The sequence below is a fragment of the Pseudoalteromonas sp. P1-11 genome (genome assembly GCF_001399995.1).
GTDB classification, from domain to species: Bacteria; Pseudomonadota; Gammaproteobacteria; order Enterobacterales; family Alteromonadaceae; genus Pseudoalteromonas; species Pseudoalteromonas atlantica.
This window is the reverse complement of record NZ_LJSP01000002.1, coordinates 582,828-597,916: the sequence shown is the minus strand read 5'-3', so window position 1 is coordinate 597,916 and position 15,089 is coordinate 582,828. Positions and strand designations below refer to the sequence as shown.

The window sequence follows — 15,089 nt, the reverse complement described above, 5'->3', positions numbered from 1 at the left end:
AGCCCACTAGGTTACAAACCTCGCGCCGCGATTAAATCGCCCCTAGATTGAACAAATTTCAATCCGTAAAGTTCAACACGCCCTAACCTAAATAGCGTTTGGCTTTATTTTCTTTTACGTTTTGTAAATCTACCAGCACCAACCCATCAATACAGTTGTTAAAGTCGGGGTCGATACTAAAGCTTAAAAATTTTACGCCGCCAGGCATGCACAGCTCTGTATATTGCTTAAATAGCGTAGGAACTTGTGCCCCCATATTGGCCAGTACATGTTTTAATTCTACAAAGTCTTCTTTTACATCGTTACCACTAAAAACAGTTTTACACTGAGTGAGTTGTTGCTCGCTTAATTTAAACTCGTTATTGGGGGTGGCGAGGTGTTGCTCTGATTTATAATAATGTTGATAGTAATGCACGAGCATGGCTTTTGCTTGTTCAGGCAAGGCGTTAGAGACGCTCACCGCGCCAAATAAGTAACGATATTGCGGGTAGTTTTTAATAAATGCGCCAATACCATACCATAAATAGTCTAAGCTTTTACGCCCCCAATATTTAGGTTGCACAAAGCTGCGGCCAAGCTCTATACCTTGCTCTAAATACGGTTTCATTGCTTGTGTGTAACTAAATAAACTATCGGTGTATAAGCCTTCTCGGCCATGTTTCTCTATTATTTCCTTTGCACAAGCAAGGCGATATGCCCCCACTAATTCTAGCTGCGTAGGATCCCATAGCACTAAGTGTTGATAATCCATATCATATTTGTCGATGTCGCGGCGTTTTCCACTGCCTTCACCTACCGCTCTAAAGGCAATTTCTCTCAGTCGTCCAAGCTCTCTAAACACTGGTGAGCTGCCAGTGTACTGGTATAAATGAATATGCATGCCATCTTGTGTTTTGCCTAATAACTGACAACTCTCTATGGCTTTTTTAAGCTCTTTGCGGCACTCGGGTATTGCAATAGGGGTTTGGGTTTTAAGAGGAAGGGGTTTTTTAGTGGTAAGGCGATAAAGTTGCTTGCGAATGAGATTAACGATTTCTTTATCTTTTAAGTTTTCGATTAAATATGACTCAGGCGGAATGGAAGCACCAATTTCAAATTCTAATGACTTTTGTCGCTGCTTAAACATTTCTTTTACTAATAATAAGCTCGCAAGTGGTTTGTAAATCATTGAGGTGCCATAAAAAAGCGGGCTGTTTTTGGCCTTTATATAAATAGGTAAAATAGGGCTGTTTGCTTTTTTAGCCATGCGTAAAAAGCCACTGTTCCACTTGCAATCTTTTATACCGGTAGGGCTTAAACGCGAGACCTCTCCCGCAGGGAAAATAAGTAACGCACCTTCATCTTTTAAGTGTTTTTGTATATTACTTAATTCTTGTTTTTTACTGGTTCCCGATAAATTATCTACTGGCAACAGCAATGAATGCATAGGGGTGACCGACATTAGCATGCGATTGGCAACCACTTTTAAATCTTGCCTAACGCTGGAAAGTACTTTTATCAGCGCAAGTGCGTCGAGCGAGCCAATGGGATGGTTAGCCACAATAACTAACTTACCTTCGCTGGGTATGTTTTCAATTTGTTTTGGTTTATAGCGGGTATCAAAGTCAAGCTCATCAAGCACTTGTTCAACAAACTCTAGTCCTTGTAAATGGGGGTAAGCATCGCCAAAGGCGACAAATTCTTGTTCATGTAATAAGTAGCCAAGCCCCTTTTTAACTAAACCTTTTACTTTAGGGGAGTTCTCTAATTGTGGTAAGTTTGCAGCTATTACTTTATCAACGCTTATCATATTAACCTCATTTACAATTTGGCCTATTCGCCATCCTGTTTAGAGTAAAAAAAGGGTGTGACATTTACTTTGCAGTTGTGTGACTTTTTAAAGAGCAAATAACGAGCTGCTCAGTTGTTTATTAGTGTAGATAAAATTTATTCAATAAAATTAGGAGCTTCTATGTCGGTATTAGTAGCCATTACCGGGCGAGATAATACAAAGCTAATTGCAAAGCTAAAAGAGCTATTACCCAATGAAGAGATAATGAAATGGCCAGAGTGTAAAAAGCTCAACAATGTAGAGTTTGTATTAGCCTGGAATGCACCAGATGATTTGTGGCAGCAATTACCTAACTTAAAAGCGGTGTCATCGTTTGGGGCGGGTGTAGATAGTATTAATATGTCTTTATTGCCTAAAGAGGTAGACGTGGTTCGCATTGTTGATACTGAGCTTGCTCAAGATATGGCAGAGTACGTGCTAGGCCATGTACTTGCGCACAAGCTGCGTTTAAAAGAGTATTTTGTTAAGCAATCACAATGCAATTATAAACCTAAGCGTGCATATAAATATAATCACGTGGGTATTTTAGGCTTTGGTGAGCTAGGTAAAGCGTGCGCCAAAAAACTAACCCTGAATGGCTTTACAGTAAGCGCTTGGTCAAAAACTGAAAAAAGTGATGAGCAGGTGCATTTATATTCTCAGCAGCAAGGCCTTAATGAAATGCTGCCCACAATTGACTACTTGGTATGCCTACTGCCGCTAACAAAAGATACTAAGGGTATTATTAATGCAGATTTATTAGCTAAGTTACCGGCCCATGCGTGTGTAATTAGCGTTGCCAGAGGAGAGCACCTAGTAGAGCAAGATTTAATAGACGCACTTAACAGTGAAATGTTAAGGGCTGCCACGCTCGATGTATTTACCCAAGAGCCGCTACCGCACGACCACCCATTTTGGCATAACGCTAACATAACTATTACACCACACTGCGCCGCGTTATCTGATTTAAATAGCGTAACAGCGCAAATCGCAGAAAATATTAATCGCCTAAAAAGCGGCCTTACATTAAATAATCGGGTTAATAGAACAAAAGGTTATTAATAGATAGCAAAACAGTTTAACAAACAGCTTGTTAACATTTGTAATTTTAATTATTGTGAAGTTTAGTCACTAAAATAAAAATAATAAGAGTAACGTATGAAATCAAGTCAAGGCGGAGTAAAACTAAGTTTAGTAGTGGTTTCTATTATAGTGCTAGGCGTGTCTGCTTGGTTTAACCAAGCGAGTGCCGATCAAGTGCCACAAAGCAAAACTTCACAAAGTGAATAGGCGTATTTGTAGGCACATTATAAAAAAGGGGGCTCTGTTAATTTGTTTTTGGCTTAATAAAGCCAGATAATTAAAGAGAACCCACCTTTCATTAGGTCATTTAATTACTAAAGTGCGCTTCGTTACTGGTATTTAGTAAAATAAGTTAATTAGTACCGTTTAGCATGGATCTCTCGGTTTTCATGCTTTTTCTCATCACTTTTTTTAAGCAACACATACGTTGCGCCACTGCCACCATGGTGCTTTAAAGCGGTATGATACGCTAATACCGCGGGTAGAGCCTGTAGCCACTTATTAACATAGCTCTTTAGTATACCGGGCTTAGCTTTATTTTTTATACCGATGCCATGGCGTACTAATACAACGCGAATGTTTCGCTGGTGGCAATCAGTAATAAAGTTAAATAATGTTGTGCGTGCGTTTTTGAGTAATTGGCCATGCAAATCTAATGTGGCATCAACTTGGTATTTAGCTAAGCGTAAGTTTTTAAATACTGCGCTTTGTACGCCATCTTTTTTAAAACTGAGTAATGCATGCGGGTCTAAAAGCTCTACATGCTCAGATTGTAAGTAATTTTCGTCATTCGCAAGGCTAAGCTCGGCAGCTTTGCGTTTTTCTTGTTGGGCAAGGGTGGCACTGGGATTACTTGCAAGGGGAGTTACAGTATCGTGGTTTATAGGTTTTACATCTTCCATAGAAGATAAAAATAAATCGAAATCAGATAAAGACATAGTAAGACCTAAATGAGGATTAATACGAGATAAATTTTATCTTAGTTCAATCTGTTCCCCAAGCCTTTTAATTTTTTCAAATAAAAAAGCCCAGCAAGGCTGGGCTATAAAATATTCTAAGGGGAAATGTTAACTCTGCGTTACATTAAATTGTCCAAACGTATATACTTTGAACAAGTAAAATGTATTGATCAACACTAAACTCATATTCGAAATAACACTCGACGACATTAAATCCAAGCTAAAAGACAAAAATAACAGACCACAAGCACTAATCGCTGCAACACGCAGTATTGTTATGTGGTTAATAAAGAATGCACCTAAACCTAGTGCAAGTAATACAGTGTTTAAAAGCCAATCTAGCTCATTTAGCATGGTCGTTTCAATAGTTCAGTTGTTGAAAAAAGGAGCGCCATTATGTTGATCTTTTGCACACCTTTCAACCAAGTAATTTTAAATTTTCAGATTAGTTTTTTTAAGGCTAAATATAGCTAGCTAGTGCTGCAAAAAAGCCATTGTTTTTTATTAGTTGGTACTTTTGACAGCTTTGCGGCGCCTTCATATCTGCGCATAAATAAAGGGCATTGCGCTTCTCGTCTAGCTGCGGGTGTAAGTTTGAATCAAGTAATGTACGGCCATATCCAAAGACCCCAGGCCAATAAATACTTTCGCTCACTAACCCTAATTTTTTATAGGTGAGCAAAGTTGGTTTTGGAAAAATAATGACTACAGCAAAAATGATAGCCAGCGTAATAAGTAACCCTGTTTTAGACTTTACAGGCTGCTCCGCTGGGGTTGATGTTGAGTTAGCTGAAGATTGCGGTGCTGTTTGCGGTCTATTGCGGGGCTTTTTTACAGGGGTTTTTCTTTTTTGTGGTGTTTTACCAAGCAATGATTGTTTTTTTGTGTTGTTTGACATAAAGCAAATCTGGCCTTTTGAGCGTAGGTCTCTATAATAAAATGATTAAATATCTAGTTATATAATAACTTATACAATGCTTTTAGCCTACGAGGAAGATACATGGATACGCAGCTATCAATTTTAATAGTAGATGATGTTAGCACAGTGCGTAGTTTTTTGAGCCAAACGCTCATGCACTTAGGAATAGAAAACGTTAAAGAGGCTTCAACGGCTAAACAATGCATTAGCGAATGCCAAGCAGCTAATTACAATATGATTTTTTTAGATATTGAACTGCCTGACGGCGATGGTAAAGAGTTAATCGCGCAAATTAATGATATTAACCCTGAAACTAATGTGGTGATGGTGTCGGCCCATTCAGCAGTAGAAAATGTTAAAGAAGCCATTGATAAAGGTGCTAAGGGGTTTGTGGTTAAGCCATTTACGCCTAAAAAAATTGCGGCCATGTTGAAAAAGTTTTATCCCGATTTGGAAAATGTTTAACCAGCTTTAATAGTAATGCGTTAAATCAGCTTAAAGTTTAGTGGATTGCTAAATACCAAATTTTAGATATAAAAAAACCGGCCTAGGCCGGTTTTTTAAACATAAAACAAATTATAGCGCTTTAATTTTAGCTGCTAAACGGCTCTTATGACGAGCTGCTTTGTTTTTATGAATTAGACCCTTAGTTGCGTAACGGTCTAGGATAGGTGTAGCAACAGAGAAAGCTTGCTGTGCAGCTTCTTTATCGCCAGCTTCAATAGCAGCGGTTACTTTTTTGAAGTAAGTACGCATCATTGAACGACGGCTTGCGTTGTGCTGACGGTTTTTTTCGCTAGTGATAGCGCGTTTTTTTGCAGACTTGATGTTAGCCAAGGTTTGCTCCTAACAATCTTAAATAAAGCTTAAATTAAAGGCCGTGGAATATGCCTGTTTTTATCATGAATGTCAATTTAAATTTAACAACTCAAGAAAAACTGCTCCTTATAACGAACATCAATTTGCCGCTTTAGCAGTTAATATCGCTATTGTAACAAAGCACAGACGCCCAGCCTAGTGCTTTAAAGCGATTTATAAAAAAGACTGTGGCATAATTGCGCTAACTAAAGGTTTTTAAGTAGGTTTAAGGTGTCAAAAGGATTATTTCGCTCCGGTATGATTGTAAGTTGTATGACAATGATATCGCGTATTTTAGGGTTAGTACGAGACGCTGTCGTTGCAAACTTATTAGGTGCTAGTGCAGCTGCTGATGTTTTTTTGTTTGCTAACCGTATTCCCAATTTTTTACGCCGTCTATTTGCAGAGGGGGCCTTTGCCCAGGCATTTGTGCCTGTACTTAGTGAAATTAAAGAACACCATGGCGATGATAAAGTTAAGTTATTTGTAGCACAGGCGGCCGGTACGCTGGGCACTATTTTGCTTTGCGTGACTATTTTTGGCGTTATTGCCTCGCCTGTTATTGCCGCGTTATTTGGTACTGGCTGGTTTATAGATTGGTGGCAAGGTGGCCCTAATGCAGAAAAATTTGTGCTGGCAAGCTCCTTATTAAAGTTAACTTTTCCGTATTTGTTATTTGTTAGTTTGGTAGCACTTAGCGGTGCAGTAATGAATGTGTATAACCGCTTTGCAGTGGCTGCTTTTACGCCCGTATTACTTAATGTTTCAATTATTACCTGCGCCATTTTATTGCACGACAAATTTAGCGTGGGGGCGTATGCGTTAGCTATTGGTGTATTTGTGGGCGGGGTGGTGCAATTGTTGTTTCAGTTACCATTTTTATACCGAGCAAAAATGCTGGCACGTCCTCGCTGGGCGTGGCAAGACGAGAACGTTAAAAAAGTGCGTAAGCTTATGCTACCGGCATTATTTGGTGTTTCAATAAGCCAAATTAACCTCCTGCTCGACACCATGATTGCCTCGCTATTAATGACGGGCTCTATCGCATGGCTTTATTACTCAGATAGGTTAATTGAGTTTCCACTTGGTTTATTTGGTATTGGTATTGCCACTGTTATTTTACCCGCACTTTCTAAATTGCATAGCAGTAAAAAGCTCAGTGATTTTCAGCATACGTTAGATTGGGGTGTGCGTTTTGTGATTTTTTTAGGCATACCCGCCATGGTTGGTTTAATGATTATAAGCCCGCTTATCATTACTGTGCTATTTGATCACGGTGCATTTAAAGACGCTGATGTTGATCATGTTAAAGCGGTAAGCTTAGGGGTGGTTGCCTACTCGGTAGGGTTAGTTAGCTTTATGCTTATTAAAGTATTAGCGCCGGGTTTTTACTCGCGCCAAGATACCAAAACACCTGTGCGCATTGGTATTATTACGCTGGTGCTTAATATGGTATTTAATATTATGTTAGCCCCGTTTATAGGATATTTAGGGCTTGCTTTAGCAACGTCTATGTCGGCCAGTTGCAATGCTTTTTTACTTTACAGGCAACTTAAAAAAGAAAACGTGTATCAGTTTTCTGCAATGAGCCTGCGCTTTAGCGTAAAGTGCATAGTGGCAAGCTTGGTAATGGGCGCTCTAACGTGGTACGTCAGCAGCCGATATTATTGGGCTACATGGCATTTTTCTGAGCAAGTAATGTTGTTAATTGTATTGCTAGTAATTGCTGCAATAAGTTACTTTGCGGTGCTGTTTTTACTTGGTGTAAGACTAAATACGATAAAAAGTGTAGCAACTACTGAATCAAACTAAAAAAAAGATTATAATCGGCAGCCCTGTGGTTTTGACCGATTTTAAAGTCGTTAATAATACTCGCTGAAAAAGGCATTAGGTGGCATGGAGTTAATTAGAGGTATACACAATATTCGAGCGCAACATTATGGTTGTGTGTTGACTATTGGTAATTTTGACGGTGTGCATTTAGGCCATGGCGAAGTGTTAAAAGGGCTGTTAGCGGATGCCAAAGCACATAACTTACCCAGTACTGTGATGTTATTTGAGCCGCAGCCGCAAGAGTTTTTTGCTAAAAACAATGCGCCAGCTCGACTTACTCGGTTACGCGACAAACTCAGATTACTAAGTAACCTAGGTATTGAGCGGGTTATTTGTATTAGCTTTAACCAACAATTTGCCAATATGCATGCAGAGCAATTTGTTAGTGATATTTTAATTAAAAAGCTAGGCGTTAAAGCACTCACAGTAGGTGATGATTTTAAATTTGGTAAACAGCGCCAAGGGAATTTTAATTTACTGCTCAGTATGGGCAAACAAGCGGGCATGGATGTAAAAAGCACCGCGAGTTTTCGCCAATTAAATGCTAGAGTAAGCAGCACACTAATACGTGAAGCATTAGCCGCAGGCGACTTAGAAAATGCTAAGTTAATGCTAGGGCATAATTATGCTATTTCAGGGCGTGTAATACATGGTTGGAAAAGAGGGCGAGAGCTTGGTTTTCGGACTGCAAATATAGCGCTTAAACGCCAAGTTTGCCCTGTAAATGGGGTGTTTGCCGTAAAAGCAAACATTGCCGGAAAACACGTTTATGGGGTAGCCAATATTGGTAACAAGCCCACTTTTAATGGAACTCGTGCTTTGTTAGAAGTTCATCTTTTTGACTTTGCACAAGATATATATGGACAGTTTATGCACGTGGAGTTAATAAAAAAACTTCGCGATGAGAAAAAATTCGAGACATTAACACAGTTAACGGCACAAATTGCAACCGATGTTGCCGCCGCAAAACAGTGTTTTGGTTTAAATTAGGTAGCCGATAGATACGGAAAGTAGGATTAATGAGCGACTACAAACATACTTTGAATTTACCGGAAACACAGTTTCCAATGCGTGGCAATTTGGCACAACGTGAACCAAAAATGCTTAAAGCATGGTATGAAGACGACCTGTACGGTCAAATTCGCAGCGCTAAAAAAGGTAAAAAGACCTTTATTTTGCATGACGGCCCTCCGTATGCAAACGGCGATATCCATTTAGGCCACTCAGTAAATAAAATTTTAAAAGACATAATTGTTAAGTCTAAAACTTTATCTGACTTTGATGCACCTTATGTGCCTGGTTGGGACTGTCATGGTTTGCCAATTGAGTTAATGGTTGAGAAAAAAGTAGGCAAGCCTGGCGTTAAAGTAACCGCGAGCGAGTTTCGTGAAAAATGCCGTGCTTACGCTAAAAAGCAAGTTGAAGGTCAAAAAGTAGACTTTAAACGTTTAGGTGTGTTTGGCGATTGGGACAAACCTTACTTAACAATGAACTATGACTTTGAAGCAAACGCTATTCGCGTGCTAGGTCGTATTATTAAAAATGGCCACCTTCATAAAGGTGCAAAGCCTGTGCATTGGTGTACAGACTGTGGCTCTGCATTAGCAGAGGCCGAAGTAGAGTACCAAGATAAGCAATCTCCAGCGATTGACGTACGTTTTACATTTGCAGATCAAGACGCGGTTGTTAATGCCTTTGATTTAGCCGATGGCCATAAAGGCCAAGGCAGTGTAGGTACTGTTATTTGGACTACAACGCCGTGGACTTTACCCGCTAACCGTGCGGTAGCAGTGCATGCAGATTTAGAGTACGCCTTAGTACAAGTAGATGATGAAGGCTCACAGCAACGTTTAATTTTAGGCTCAGAGCTTGTTAAAGATGCAATGGACCGTTATGGCTTTAATCATTTCCACGTACTAGGTTATGTTAAAGGTGCAGCACTTGAAAACTTACACGTTGCTCACCCATTTTACGATTTTGATGTACCGGTAATTGTAGCAGACCACGTTACTACTGACTCAGGTACGGGTGTGGTACATACCGCGCCAGGCCATGGTCAAGAAGATTTCGCGGCAGGCTTAAATTACAATCTTGAAGTAGCAAACCCTGTGGGCGCGAATGGCGTTTACCTGCCTGATACAGAATTATTTGCTGGTCAGCATGTATTTAAAGCAAATGCCAGTGTAATTGACGTATTAACAGAGCGCGGTGCTTTAATGCATCATCATGCGCTTACGCATAGCTACCCGCATTGTTGGCGCCACAAAACGCCTATTATTTTCCGTGCTACACCGCAGTGGTTTGTAAGCATGGATCAGGCTAACTTACGTCAAGACTCGTTAAGCGAAATTAAAAACACCCAATGGTTGCCAGAGTGGGGCGAAAGCCGCATTGCGAACATGGTTGAAGGTCGCCCAGATTGGTGTATTTCACGCCAACGTACTTGGGGTGTGCCAATTGCTTTATTTGTTGATAAAGACACTGGTGCTTTACACCCAAATACGCAAGCGCTTATTGAGCAAGCTGCAGAGCTGGTAGAAAAATCAGGCATTCAAGCATGGTATGACCTAGAGCCTGCCACCTTGTTAGGCGAAGAAGATGCCAAGCAATACATGAAAGTACAAGATACGTTAGATGTATGGTTTGATTCGGGCGTAACACATGCGTGTGTTGTTGATGCACGTGAAGAGTTAGTTGGCCCAGCCGATTTATACCTCGAAGGTTCTGATCAGCACCGTGGTTGGTTTATGTCATCAATGATGACCTCAGTTGCTATTAACGGTCACGCACCTTACAAGCAAGTACTAACGCACGGCTTTACCGTAGATGAAAACGGCCGCAAAATGTCAAAATCGTTAGGCAACGTTATTTCACCACAAAACGTGATGAATAAACTTGGCGCTGACATTTTACGTTTATGGGTAGCTTCTACCGATTACACCGCCGAAATGACAGTATCGGATGAAATATTTAAACGCTCAGCAGATCGCTACCGCCGTATTCGTAACACTAGCCGTTACTTACTAGCTAACCTAAGTGGTTTTGATCCAAAAACAGACCAAGTTGCTGTTGATGATATGGTTGAGCTTGATAAGTGGATTGTTGGCCGTGCAGCCCAATTACAAGAAGAAATTTTAGCAGCTTACGATAGCTACCAAATGCTATTAGTAACGCAAAAGCTAATGAACTTCTGTACAGGTGAGCTTGGTTCGTTCTACTTAGATGTAATTAAAGACCGCCAGTACACAGCAAAAAGCGACAGTCATGCACGTCGTTCTTGTCAAACTGCGCTTTATCATATTGCTGAAGCAATGACTCGTTGGATGGCACCAATTATGAGCTTTACAGCTCAAGAAATTTGGGAAGCATTACCGGGCGAGCGTAGCGATTACGTATTTACATCGGTATGGTACGACGGTTTACACGCACCGACAAACAGCCAATTTAGCAACGATGACTGGCAAGCGATTCTAAATGTACGTGACGAAGTAAACCGCGTATTAGAAGCAGCCCGTAAAGAAGAAGTGATTGGCGCAACGTTACAAGCAAGCGTTAACTTATACGCCGAAAAAGCACTGGCTGATAAGTTAGCAGCATTAGGTGATGAACTACGTTTTGTATTACTAACGTCTGCGGTCACTGTATCTGCAGTAGATAGCCAGCCAAATGATACACAAACAACCGAAATTGAAGGTTTGTACATTAGCGTAGCAGCCACAGATGCAACTAAATGTGAGCGTTGTTGGCATTACAGCGATGATGTAGGTTCAGAGCCTGCACACCCTGAAATTTGTGGTCGTTGTGTAAGCAATGTTGACGGCGAAGGTGAAAAGCGTCAATTCGCTTAGGAGCTTTACTCAGTGAGCAAACTAGCCCAAAAAAGTGGTTTAGTGTGGCTTTGGTTAAGTCTATTACTGCTTGTAATAGACTTTGCCACTAAAACACTTGTTGTAAATACCATGGCTTATCAAGAGTCGATTAATTTACTGCCTATTTTTAGTATTACCTACGTACATAACTATGGAGCGGCCTACAGCTTTTTAAGTGAAGCGGGTGGCTGGCAACGTTGGTTTTTAAGTTTTATTGCCATTGCTATTAGTGCGCTATTAGTGTGGTGGTTAAAGCGTTTACCAGCGACAAATAAAATATTATGTAGTGCTTATGCGTTAGTGCTTGCTGGCGCTATTGGCAATTTATATGACCGTGTTGCTTATGGTTATGTAATTGACTTTATACATGTGTTTTATAAAAACTCGCATTTTCCAGTATTTAATATTGCCGACTGTGCAATTTGTATTGGTGCCGCATTATTATTATTTGATGCCTTTACAGGCGAAAGTCCGAAGGAGCATAAAGCATGAGCCAAGCTGTAATTGGTGAAAACTCAGAGGTTATTTTTCACTTTTCTATTAAACTAGAAGATGGCTCTGCCGCAGACTCAACCAAGGTGCATAATAAACCAGCCAAGTTAACGATGGGTGATGGCAGCTTAACGGCTAATTTTGAAAAGTGCTTACTAGGTTTAAGTGCAGGCGAAAGCAAAACGTTTGAGTTAGAACCAGAAGACGCCTTTGGCCAACCTAACCCAGATAATATTTACTATGTAGAACGCAGTAAATTTGGTGCAGAAACGCCAGCTAAAGTCGGCGCAATTATTGCCTTTACTCAGCCAGACGGTACTGAGCTGCCAGGACTGGTACGCGAAGTACAAGGTGAGTCGGTTACTATAGATTTTAATCATCCGTTAGCAGGTCAACGTTTAACGTTTGAAGTAGATATTATTGAGGTGCAAGGCTAATGGATATTTTATTAGCGAACCCGCGAGGCTTTTGTGCAGGGGTAGACCGTGCAATTAGCATAGTAGAGCGCGCTTTAGATATTTTTGAAAAGCCAATTTACGTACGCCACGAGGTCGTTCATAACCGCTACGTAGTAGATGGTTTAAAAAACCGTGGTGCCGTATTTGTTGAAGAACTAGACCAAGTACCTGATGACAGCATTGTTATTTTTAGCGCCCACGGTGTATCGCAAGCGGTACGCTCAGAAGCTAAACGCCGCGATTTAAAAGTGTTTGACGCAACATGCCCATTAGTTACTAAAGTGCATATGGAAGTAACGCGTGCGAGCCGTAAAGGTATTGAGTGTATTTTAATTGGCCACCATGGTCACCCAGAAGTTGAGGGTACTATGGGGCAGTATGACAATAACGACGGTGGTATTTACCTTGTAGAAACCGCAGAAGATGTTGCCAAACTTAACGTTAAAAATGCTGATAATCTATTTTATTGTAGCCAAACAACGCTTTCGGTAGATGACACTGCAGATGTAATTGATGCGCTGCGCGAAAAATTCCCAGCAATTGATGGCCCGCGCAAAGATGACATTTGCTATGCGACACAAAACCGTCAAGATGCTGTGCGTGATTTAGCAGACAAGGTAGATGTGCTATTAGTTGTGGGGGCAAAAAACAGCTCTAACTCTAACCGTTTACGTGAACTTGCAGATAAAATGGGCACAACCGCTTATTTAATCGATGATGCAACAAATGTTGAAGCACAGTGGTTTGGTGAAACTAACGCTGTGGGAGTAACTGCGGGGGCTTCTGCGCCAGAAGTGCTTGTACAACAAGTTATTGCACGCTTAAAAGAGCTAGGCGGCAAGCAGGTAGTTGAAAACCCAGGTGAAGAAGAGAATATCGTATTTGCCGTTCCTGTTGAGCTGCGTTAATCTATATAAATTAATTATTTAGATTACAAGGAGAGCCGTTATGAGCAAGGTGCCGCAAGGTGAAACATTGCTTTTTTCGGCTCTTTTTAATGAGCGCGGGGTACTTGCCACGCTTATTGTTACCCAAGTTGTAGCTACCATCTTAGCGTTTGCTCCTTTTGTTGAAGGGGATAGCTGGCAAAGCCTTGGCGTAATTAGTTTATTTTCTCATATGACCGTTTTGGTCAGTATTTCTGCTTTATACTCTTTTCGGAGTGTTTTACAAAAAAAGCCGCAAACCACCCAGCTTTTTGCTTTTTTTATTTCCTTTTTAGCCAGCACCGCTTTATTTAGTGTGCTGTGTGCCCGCTACTTTTTAGATATTACAAATGATGAAACGAGTATTTATTTTGTATTACGAAACTGCTTAATTGTTTTTTTGATCTCGGCTTTATTTGTTCAGTTTTTACTGATTTACTTTGAAAAAGAGCAGCAAACAAAAGCGCTCTCGCGCGCGGAGCTTGATGCTTTGCAAGCCAGAATTCGCCCTCATTTTTTGTACAATAGCCTTAATACCGCCGCCGAGCTAACACACCATGACGCCGATGCTGCAGAGCAAGCAATACTTGCGCTTGCGGCGTTGTCGCAAGCGGCTATGCGCTCGGGGCAGCGCGTTTCTCTCGAAGATGAGCTGACCTTATCAAAACAATATGTTGCGCTGGAAACTTGGCGCTTTGGCAACCGTTTAAAGCTTAATTGGCAAGTGCCTGCTGATTTACCAGATATTAGTATTCCGTGCTTAACCCTTCAGCCGTTAATAGAAAATGCGGTATGCCATGGGGTAGAGCCCAGTGAAACAGGGGCCGTTATTAGTGTAGAGCTACATGTCACAACAGGATATTTAACATTGATTGTTTCTAACCCTATCACTCATAATGAGGCTTTAAAAAGACCAAATAACGGCATGGCACTTGAAAATATTCGCCAGCGATTGTTTATATATTACAAAGAAAAAGCACAACTAACGATCACACAAAAAGAGGATGTATTTAGAGTAAAAGTGGTGATCCCTAAGCAGTTTGAGAACCCCCAATGAATGTTGTAATTATTGATGATGAACCGCTAGCTCGCGCAAGAATAAAGCGGCTACTGCAGCACAACGAGCATATTTTAGTTAAAGGCGAAGGTGATAACGGCGCGCAGGGGCTTGCCATTATCAAGCAGGTTCATCCCGATTTGGTTTTTTTAGACATAGATATGCCGGGTATTAATGGCCTAGAAGTAGCACAGCAACTAAATACGCTGAGCGTGCCACCGGCAATAGTATTTGTAACGGCTTACCCCGAGCATGCACTTGATGCGCTACAGCTCAGTGCCGCAGGATACTTAGTAAAACCAGTTACTGAACAGGCATTAAATAAAGTGTTAGCACAGGCAGGGCGTTTAAATAAAGCGCATATGCAAAAGCAGCAATCTACAAAAATTAGTTATCAGCTTGGTGGCACAATAAAAAGTATTGAACTTGATCAAGTGTATTACTTTAATGCCCAAGAAAAATACACCAATATGGTATTCAAAGAAGGCGAGGCCCTAATTGAACAAAGCTTAAAACAACTTGAGCAACGCTTCCCAACGCAATTATTACGTATTCACAGAAACACGCTCATAAACAAACAAAAGCTTGTTGCCTTGCATACTCAAAGCCCTGGTTTACATAGCGTAGAACTAGCCGGATGTAAGGAGCAATTAAGCGTAAGTAGGCGAGAGCTAAAAACAGTAAAAAATGCGCTAAGTTAGAGCCTGTTATATTTTAGGTTGAATTTTTAGTAGGTTGCTTGGCTTTTAAAGCAAGGCAGAGGCCGTTATTGAGCCCACTAAATTAGCAGCATTGCGCTGGAGTTAAATCACTTCTAGATAGAGT

General features: G+C 40.7%; 16 protein-coding genes. 11 read left to right on the top strand and 5 right to left on the bottom strand.

Features of this window, described 5'->3' with window-relative positions; all coding sequences use genetic code 11:
* Positions 1-82: 82 nt before the first annotated feature.
* A complete protein-coding gene (locus tag AN390_RS05380) occupies positions 83-1,789 on the bottom strand; it encodes a lysophospholipid acyltransferase family protein (protein WP_055253149.1) in 1,707 nt (568 codons plus the stop codon).
* A gap of 162 nt (positions 1,790-1,951) precedes the next feature.
* On the opposite strand from AN390_RS05380, the gene AN390_RS05375 reads away from it, so the two are divergent.
* Complete coding sequence (locus AN390_RS05375; RefSeq protein WP_055253148.1) at positions 1,952-2,872, top strand: glyoxylate/hydroxypyruvate reductase A; 921 nt, start codon at positions 1,952-1,954, stop codon at positions 2,870-2,872.
* A gap of 96 nt (positions 2,873-2,968) precedes the next feature.
* The gene (locus tag AN390_RS19935) at positions 2,969-3,100 is read left to right on the top strand and encodes a hypothetical protein (protein WP_257125150.1); all 132 of its coding nucleotides are present in this window, start codon (positions 2,969-2,971) and stop codon (positions 3,098-3,100) included.
* A gap of 149 nt (positions 3,101-3,249) precedes the next feature.
* Here the strand turns inward: AN390_RS19935 and smrA are convergent, their stop codons facing one another.
* The 3 genes from smrA to AN390_RS05365 all read right to left on the bottom strand — a co-directional run bounded on the left by smrA (position 3,250) and on the right by AN390_RS05365 (position 4,750).
* Entirely contained in the window at positions 3,250-3,831 is a 582-nt protein-coding gene (gene smrA, locus AN390_RS05370) for a DNA endonuclease SmrA (protein ID WP_024032280.1), read from the bottom strand.
* A 129-nt stretch (positions 3,832-3,960) separates the two neighbouring features.
* On the bottom strand, positions 3,961-4,206 hold the full coding sequence (locus AN390_RS19860) for a hypothetical protein (RefSeq protein WP_083901815.1): 246 nt from the start codon (positions 4,204-4,206) through the stop codon (positions 3,961-3,963).
* A gap of 106 nt (positions 4,207-4,312) precedes the next feature.
* Complete coding sequence (locus AN390_RS05365) at positions 4,313-4,750, bottom strand: hypothetical protein (protein WP_055253147.1); 438 nt, start codon at positions 4,748-4,750, stop codon at positions 4,313-4,315.
* 102 nt (positions 4,751-4,852) lie between these two features.
* Here AN390_RS05365 and AN390_RS05360 point away from each other — a divergent pair, with 102 nt between their 5' ends.
* Positions 4,853-5,236: a response regulator gene (locus AN390_RS05360; RefSeq protein ID WP_004588354.1), complete on the top strand. Its 384-nt coding sequence runs from the start codon at positions 4,853-4,855 to the stop codon at positions 5,234-5,236.
* A 111-nt stretch (positions 5,237-5,347) separates the two neighbouring features.
* Here AN390_RS05360 and rpsT read toward each other — a convergent pair whose 3' ends face one another.
* On the bottom strand, positions 5,348-5,608 hold the full coding sequence (rpsT, locus tag AN390_RS05355) for a 30S ribosomal protein S20 (protein WP_004588355.1): 261 nt from the start codon (positions 5,606-5,608) through the stop codon (positions 5,348-5,350).
* 294 nt (positions 5,609-5,902) lie between these two features.
* Here rpsT and murJ point away from each other — a divergent pair, with 294 nt between their 5' ends.
* The 8 genes from murJ (at position 5,903) to AN390_RS05315 (ending at position 14,965) form a co-directional block, all read left to right on the top strand.
* Positions 5,903-7,441: a murein biosynthesis integral membrane protein MurJ gene (murJ, locus tag AN390_RS05350; RefSeq protein WP_055253146.1), complete on the top strand. Its 1,539-nt coding sequence runs from the start codon at positions 5,903-5,905 to the stop codon at positions 7,439-7,441.
* Between the two features lie 84 nt (positions 7,442-7,525).
* Entirely contained in the window at positions 7,526-8,452 is a 927-nt protein-coding gene (ribF, locus tag AN390_RS05345; protein ID WP_004588357.1) for a bifunctional riboflavin kinase/FAD synthetase, read from the top strand.
* A 29-nt stretch (positions 8,453-8,481) separates the two neighbouring features.
* Positions 8,482-11,310: an isoleucine--tRNA ligase gene (ileS, locus tag AN390_RS05340; protein WP_055253145.1), complete on the top strand. Its 2,829-nt coding sequence runs from the start codon at positions 8,482-8,484 to the stop codon at positions 11,308-11,310.
* 12 nt (positions 11,311-11,322) lie between these two features.
* Positions 11,323-11,823, top strand: a complete 501-nt coding sequence (gene lspA / locus AN390_RS05335; RefSeq protein ID WP_055253144.1) for a signal peptidase II — start codon at positions 11,323-11,325, stop codon at positions 11,821-11,823.
* Positions 11,820-12,260 carry an FKBP-type peptidyl-prolyl cis-trans isomerase gene (gene fkpB / locus AN390_RS05330; protein ID WP_004588360.1) on the top strand — a complete coding sequence of 147 codons (441 nt, stop codon included), beginning with the start codon at positions 11,820-11,822 and terminating at the stop codon, positions 12,258-12,260. The genes lspA and fkpB overlap by 4 nt, the downstream gene beginning before the upstream one ends.
* Positions 12,260-13,189: a 4-hydroxy-3-methylbut-2-enyl diphosphate reductase gene (gene ispH / locus AN390_RS05325; protein ID WP_029774112.1), complete on the top strand. Its 930-nt coding sequence runs from the start codon at positions 12,260-12,262 to the stop codon at positions 13,187-13,189. Before fkpB ends, ispH begins: the two co-directional genes overlap by 1 nt.
* 40 nt (positions 13,190-13,229) lie before the next feature.
* Positions 13,230-14,264, top strand: a complete 1,035-nt coding sequence (locus AN390_RS05320; RefSeq protein WP_055253143.1) for a sensor histidine kinase — start codon at positions 13,230-13,232, stop codon at positions 14,262-14,264.
* Complete coding sequence (locus AN390_RS05315) at positions 14,261-14,965, top strand: LytTR family DNA-binding domain-containing protein (protein WP_055253142.1); 705 nt, start codon at positions 14,261-14,263, stop codon at positions 14,963-14,965. Before AN390_RS05320 ends, AN390_RS05315 begins: the two co-directional genes overlap by 4 nt.
* Positions 14,966-15,089: the final 124 nt, after the last annotated feature.

Bases quoted from the DNA above. Each gene is read 5' to 3' on its own strand.
- AN390_RS05380 (WP_055253149.1), bottom strand. From the start codon at position 1,789: ATGATAAGCGTTGATAAAGTAATAGCTGCAAACTTACCACAATTAGAG.
- AN390_RS05375 (WP_055253148.1), top strand. From the start codon at position 1,952: ATGTCGGTATTAGTAGCCATTACCGGGCGAGATAATACAAAGCTAATT.
- AN390_RS19935 (WP_257125150.1), top strand. From the start codon at position 2,969: ATGAAATCAAGTCAAGGCGGAGTAAAACTAAGTTTAGTAGTGGTTTCT.
- smrA (WP_024032280.1), bottom strand. From the start codon at position 3,831: ATGTCTTTATCTGATTTCGATTTATTTTTATCTTCTATGGAAGATGTA.
- AN390_RS19860 (WP_083901815.1), bottom strand. From the start codon at position 4,206: ATGCTAAATGAGCTAGATTGGCTTTTAAACACTGTATTACTTGCACTA.
- AN390_RS05365 (WP_055253147.1), bottom strand. From the start codon at position 4,750: ATGTCAAACAACACAAAAAAACAATCATTGCTTGGTAAAACACCACAA.
- AN390_RS05360 (WP_004588354.1), top strand. From the start codon at position 4,853: ATGGATACGCAGCTATCAATTTTAATAGTAGATGATGTTAGCACAGTG.
- murJ (WP_055253146.1), top strand. From the start codon at position 5,903: ATGACAATGATATCGCGTATTTTAGGGTTAGTACGAGACGCTGTCGTT.
- ribF (WP_004588357.1), top strand. From the start codon at position 7,526: ATGGAGTTAATTAGAGGTATACACAATATTCGAGCGCAACATTATGGT.
- ileS (WP_055253145.1), top strand. From the start codon at position 8,482: ATGAGCGACTACAAACATACTTTGAATTTACCGGAAACACAGTTTCCA.
- fkpB (WP_004588360.1), top strand. From the start codon at position 11,820: ATGAGCCAAGCTGTAATTGGTGAAAACTCAGAGGTTATTTTTCACTTT.
- ispH (WP_029774112.1), top strand. From the start codon at position 12,260: ATGGATATTTTATTAGCGAACCCGCGAGGCTTTTGTGCAGGGGTAGAC.
- AN390_RS05320 (WP_055253143.1), top strand. From the start codon at position 13,230: ATGAGCAAGGTGCCGCAAGGTGAAACATTGCTTTTTTCGGCTCTTTTT.
- AN390_RS05315 (WP_055253142.1), top strand. From the start codon at position 14,261: ATGAATGTTGTAATTATTGATGATGAACCGCTAGCTCGCGCAAGAATA.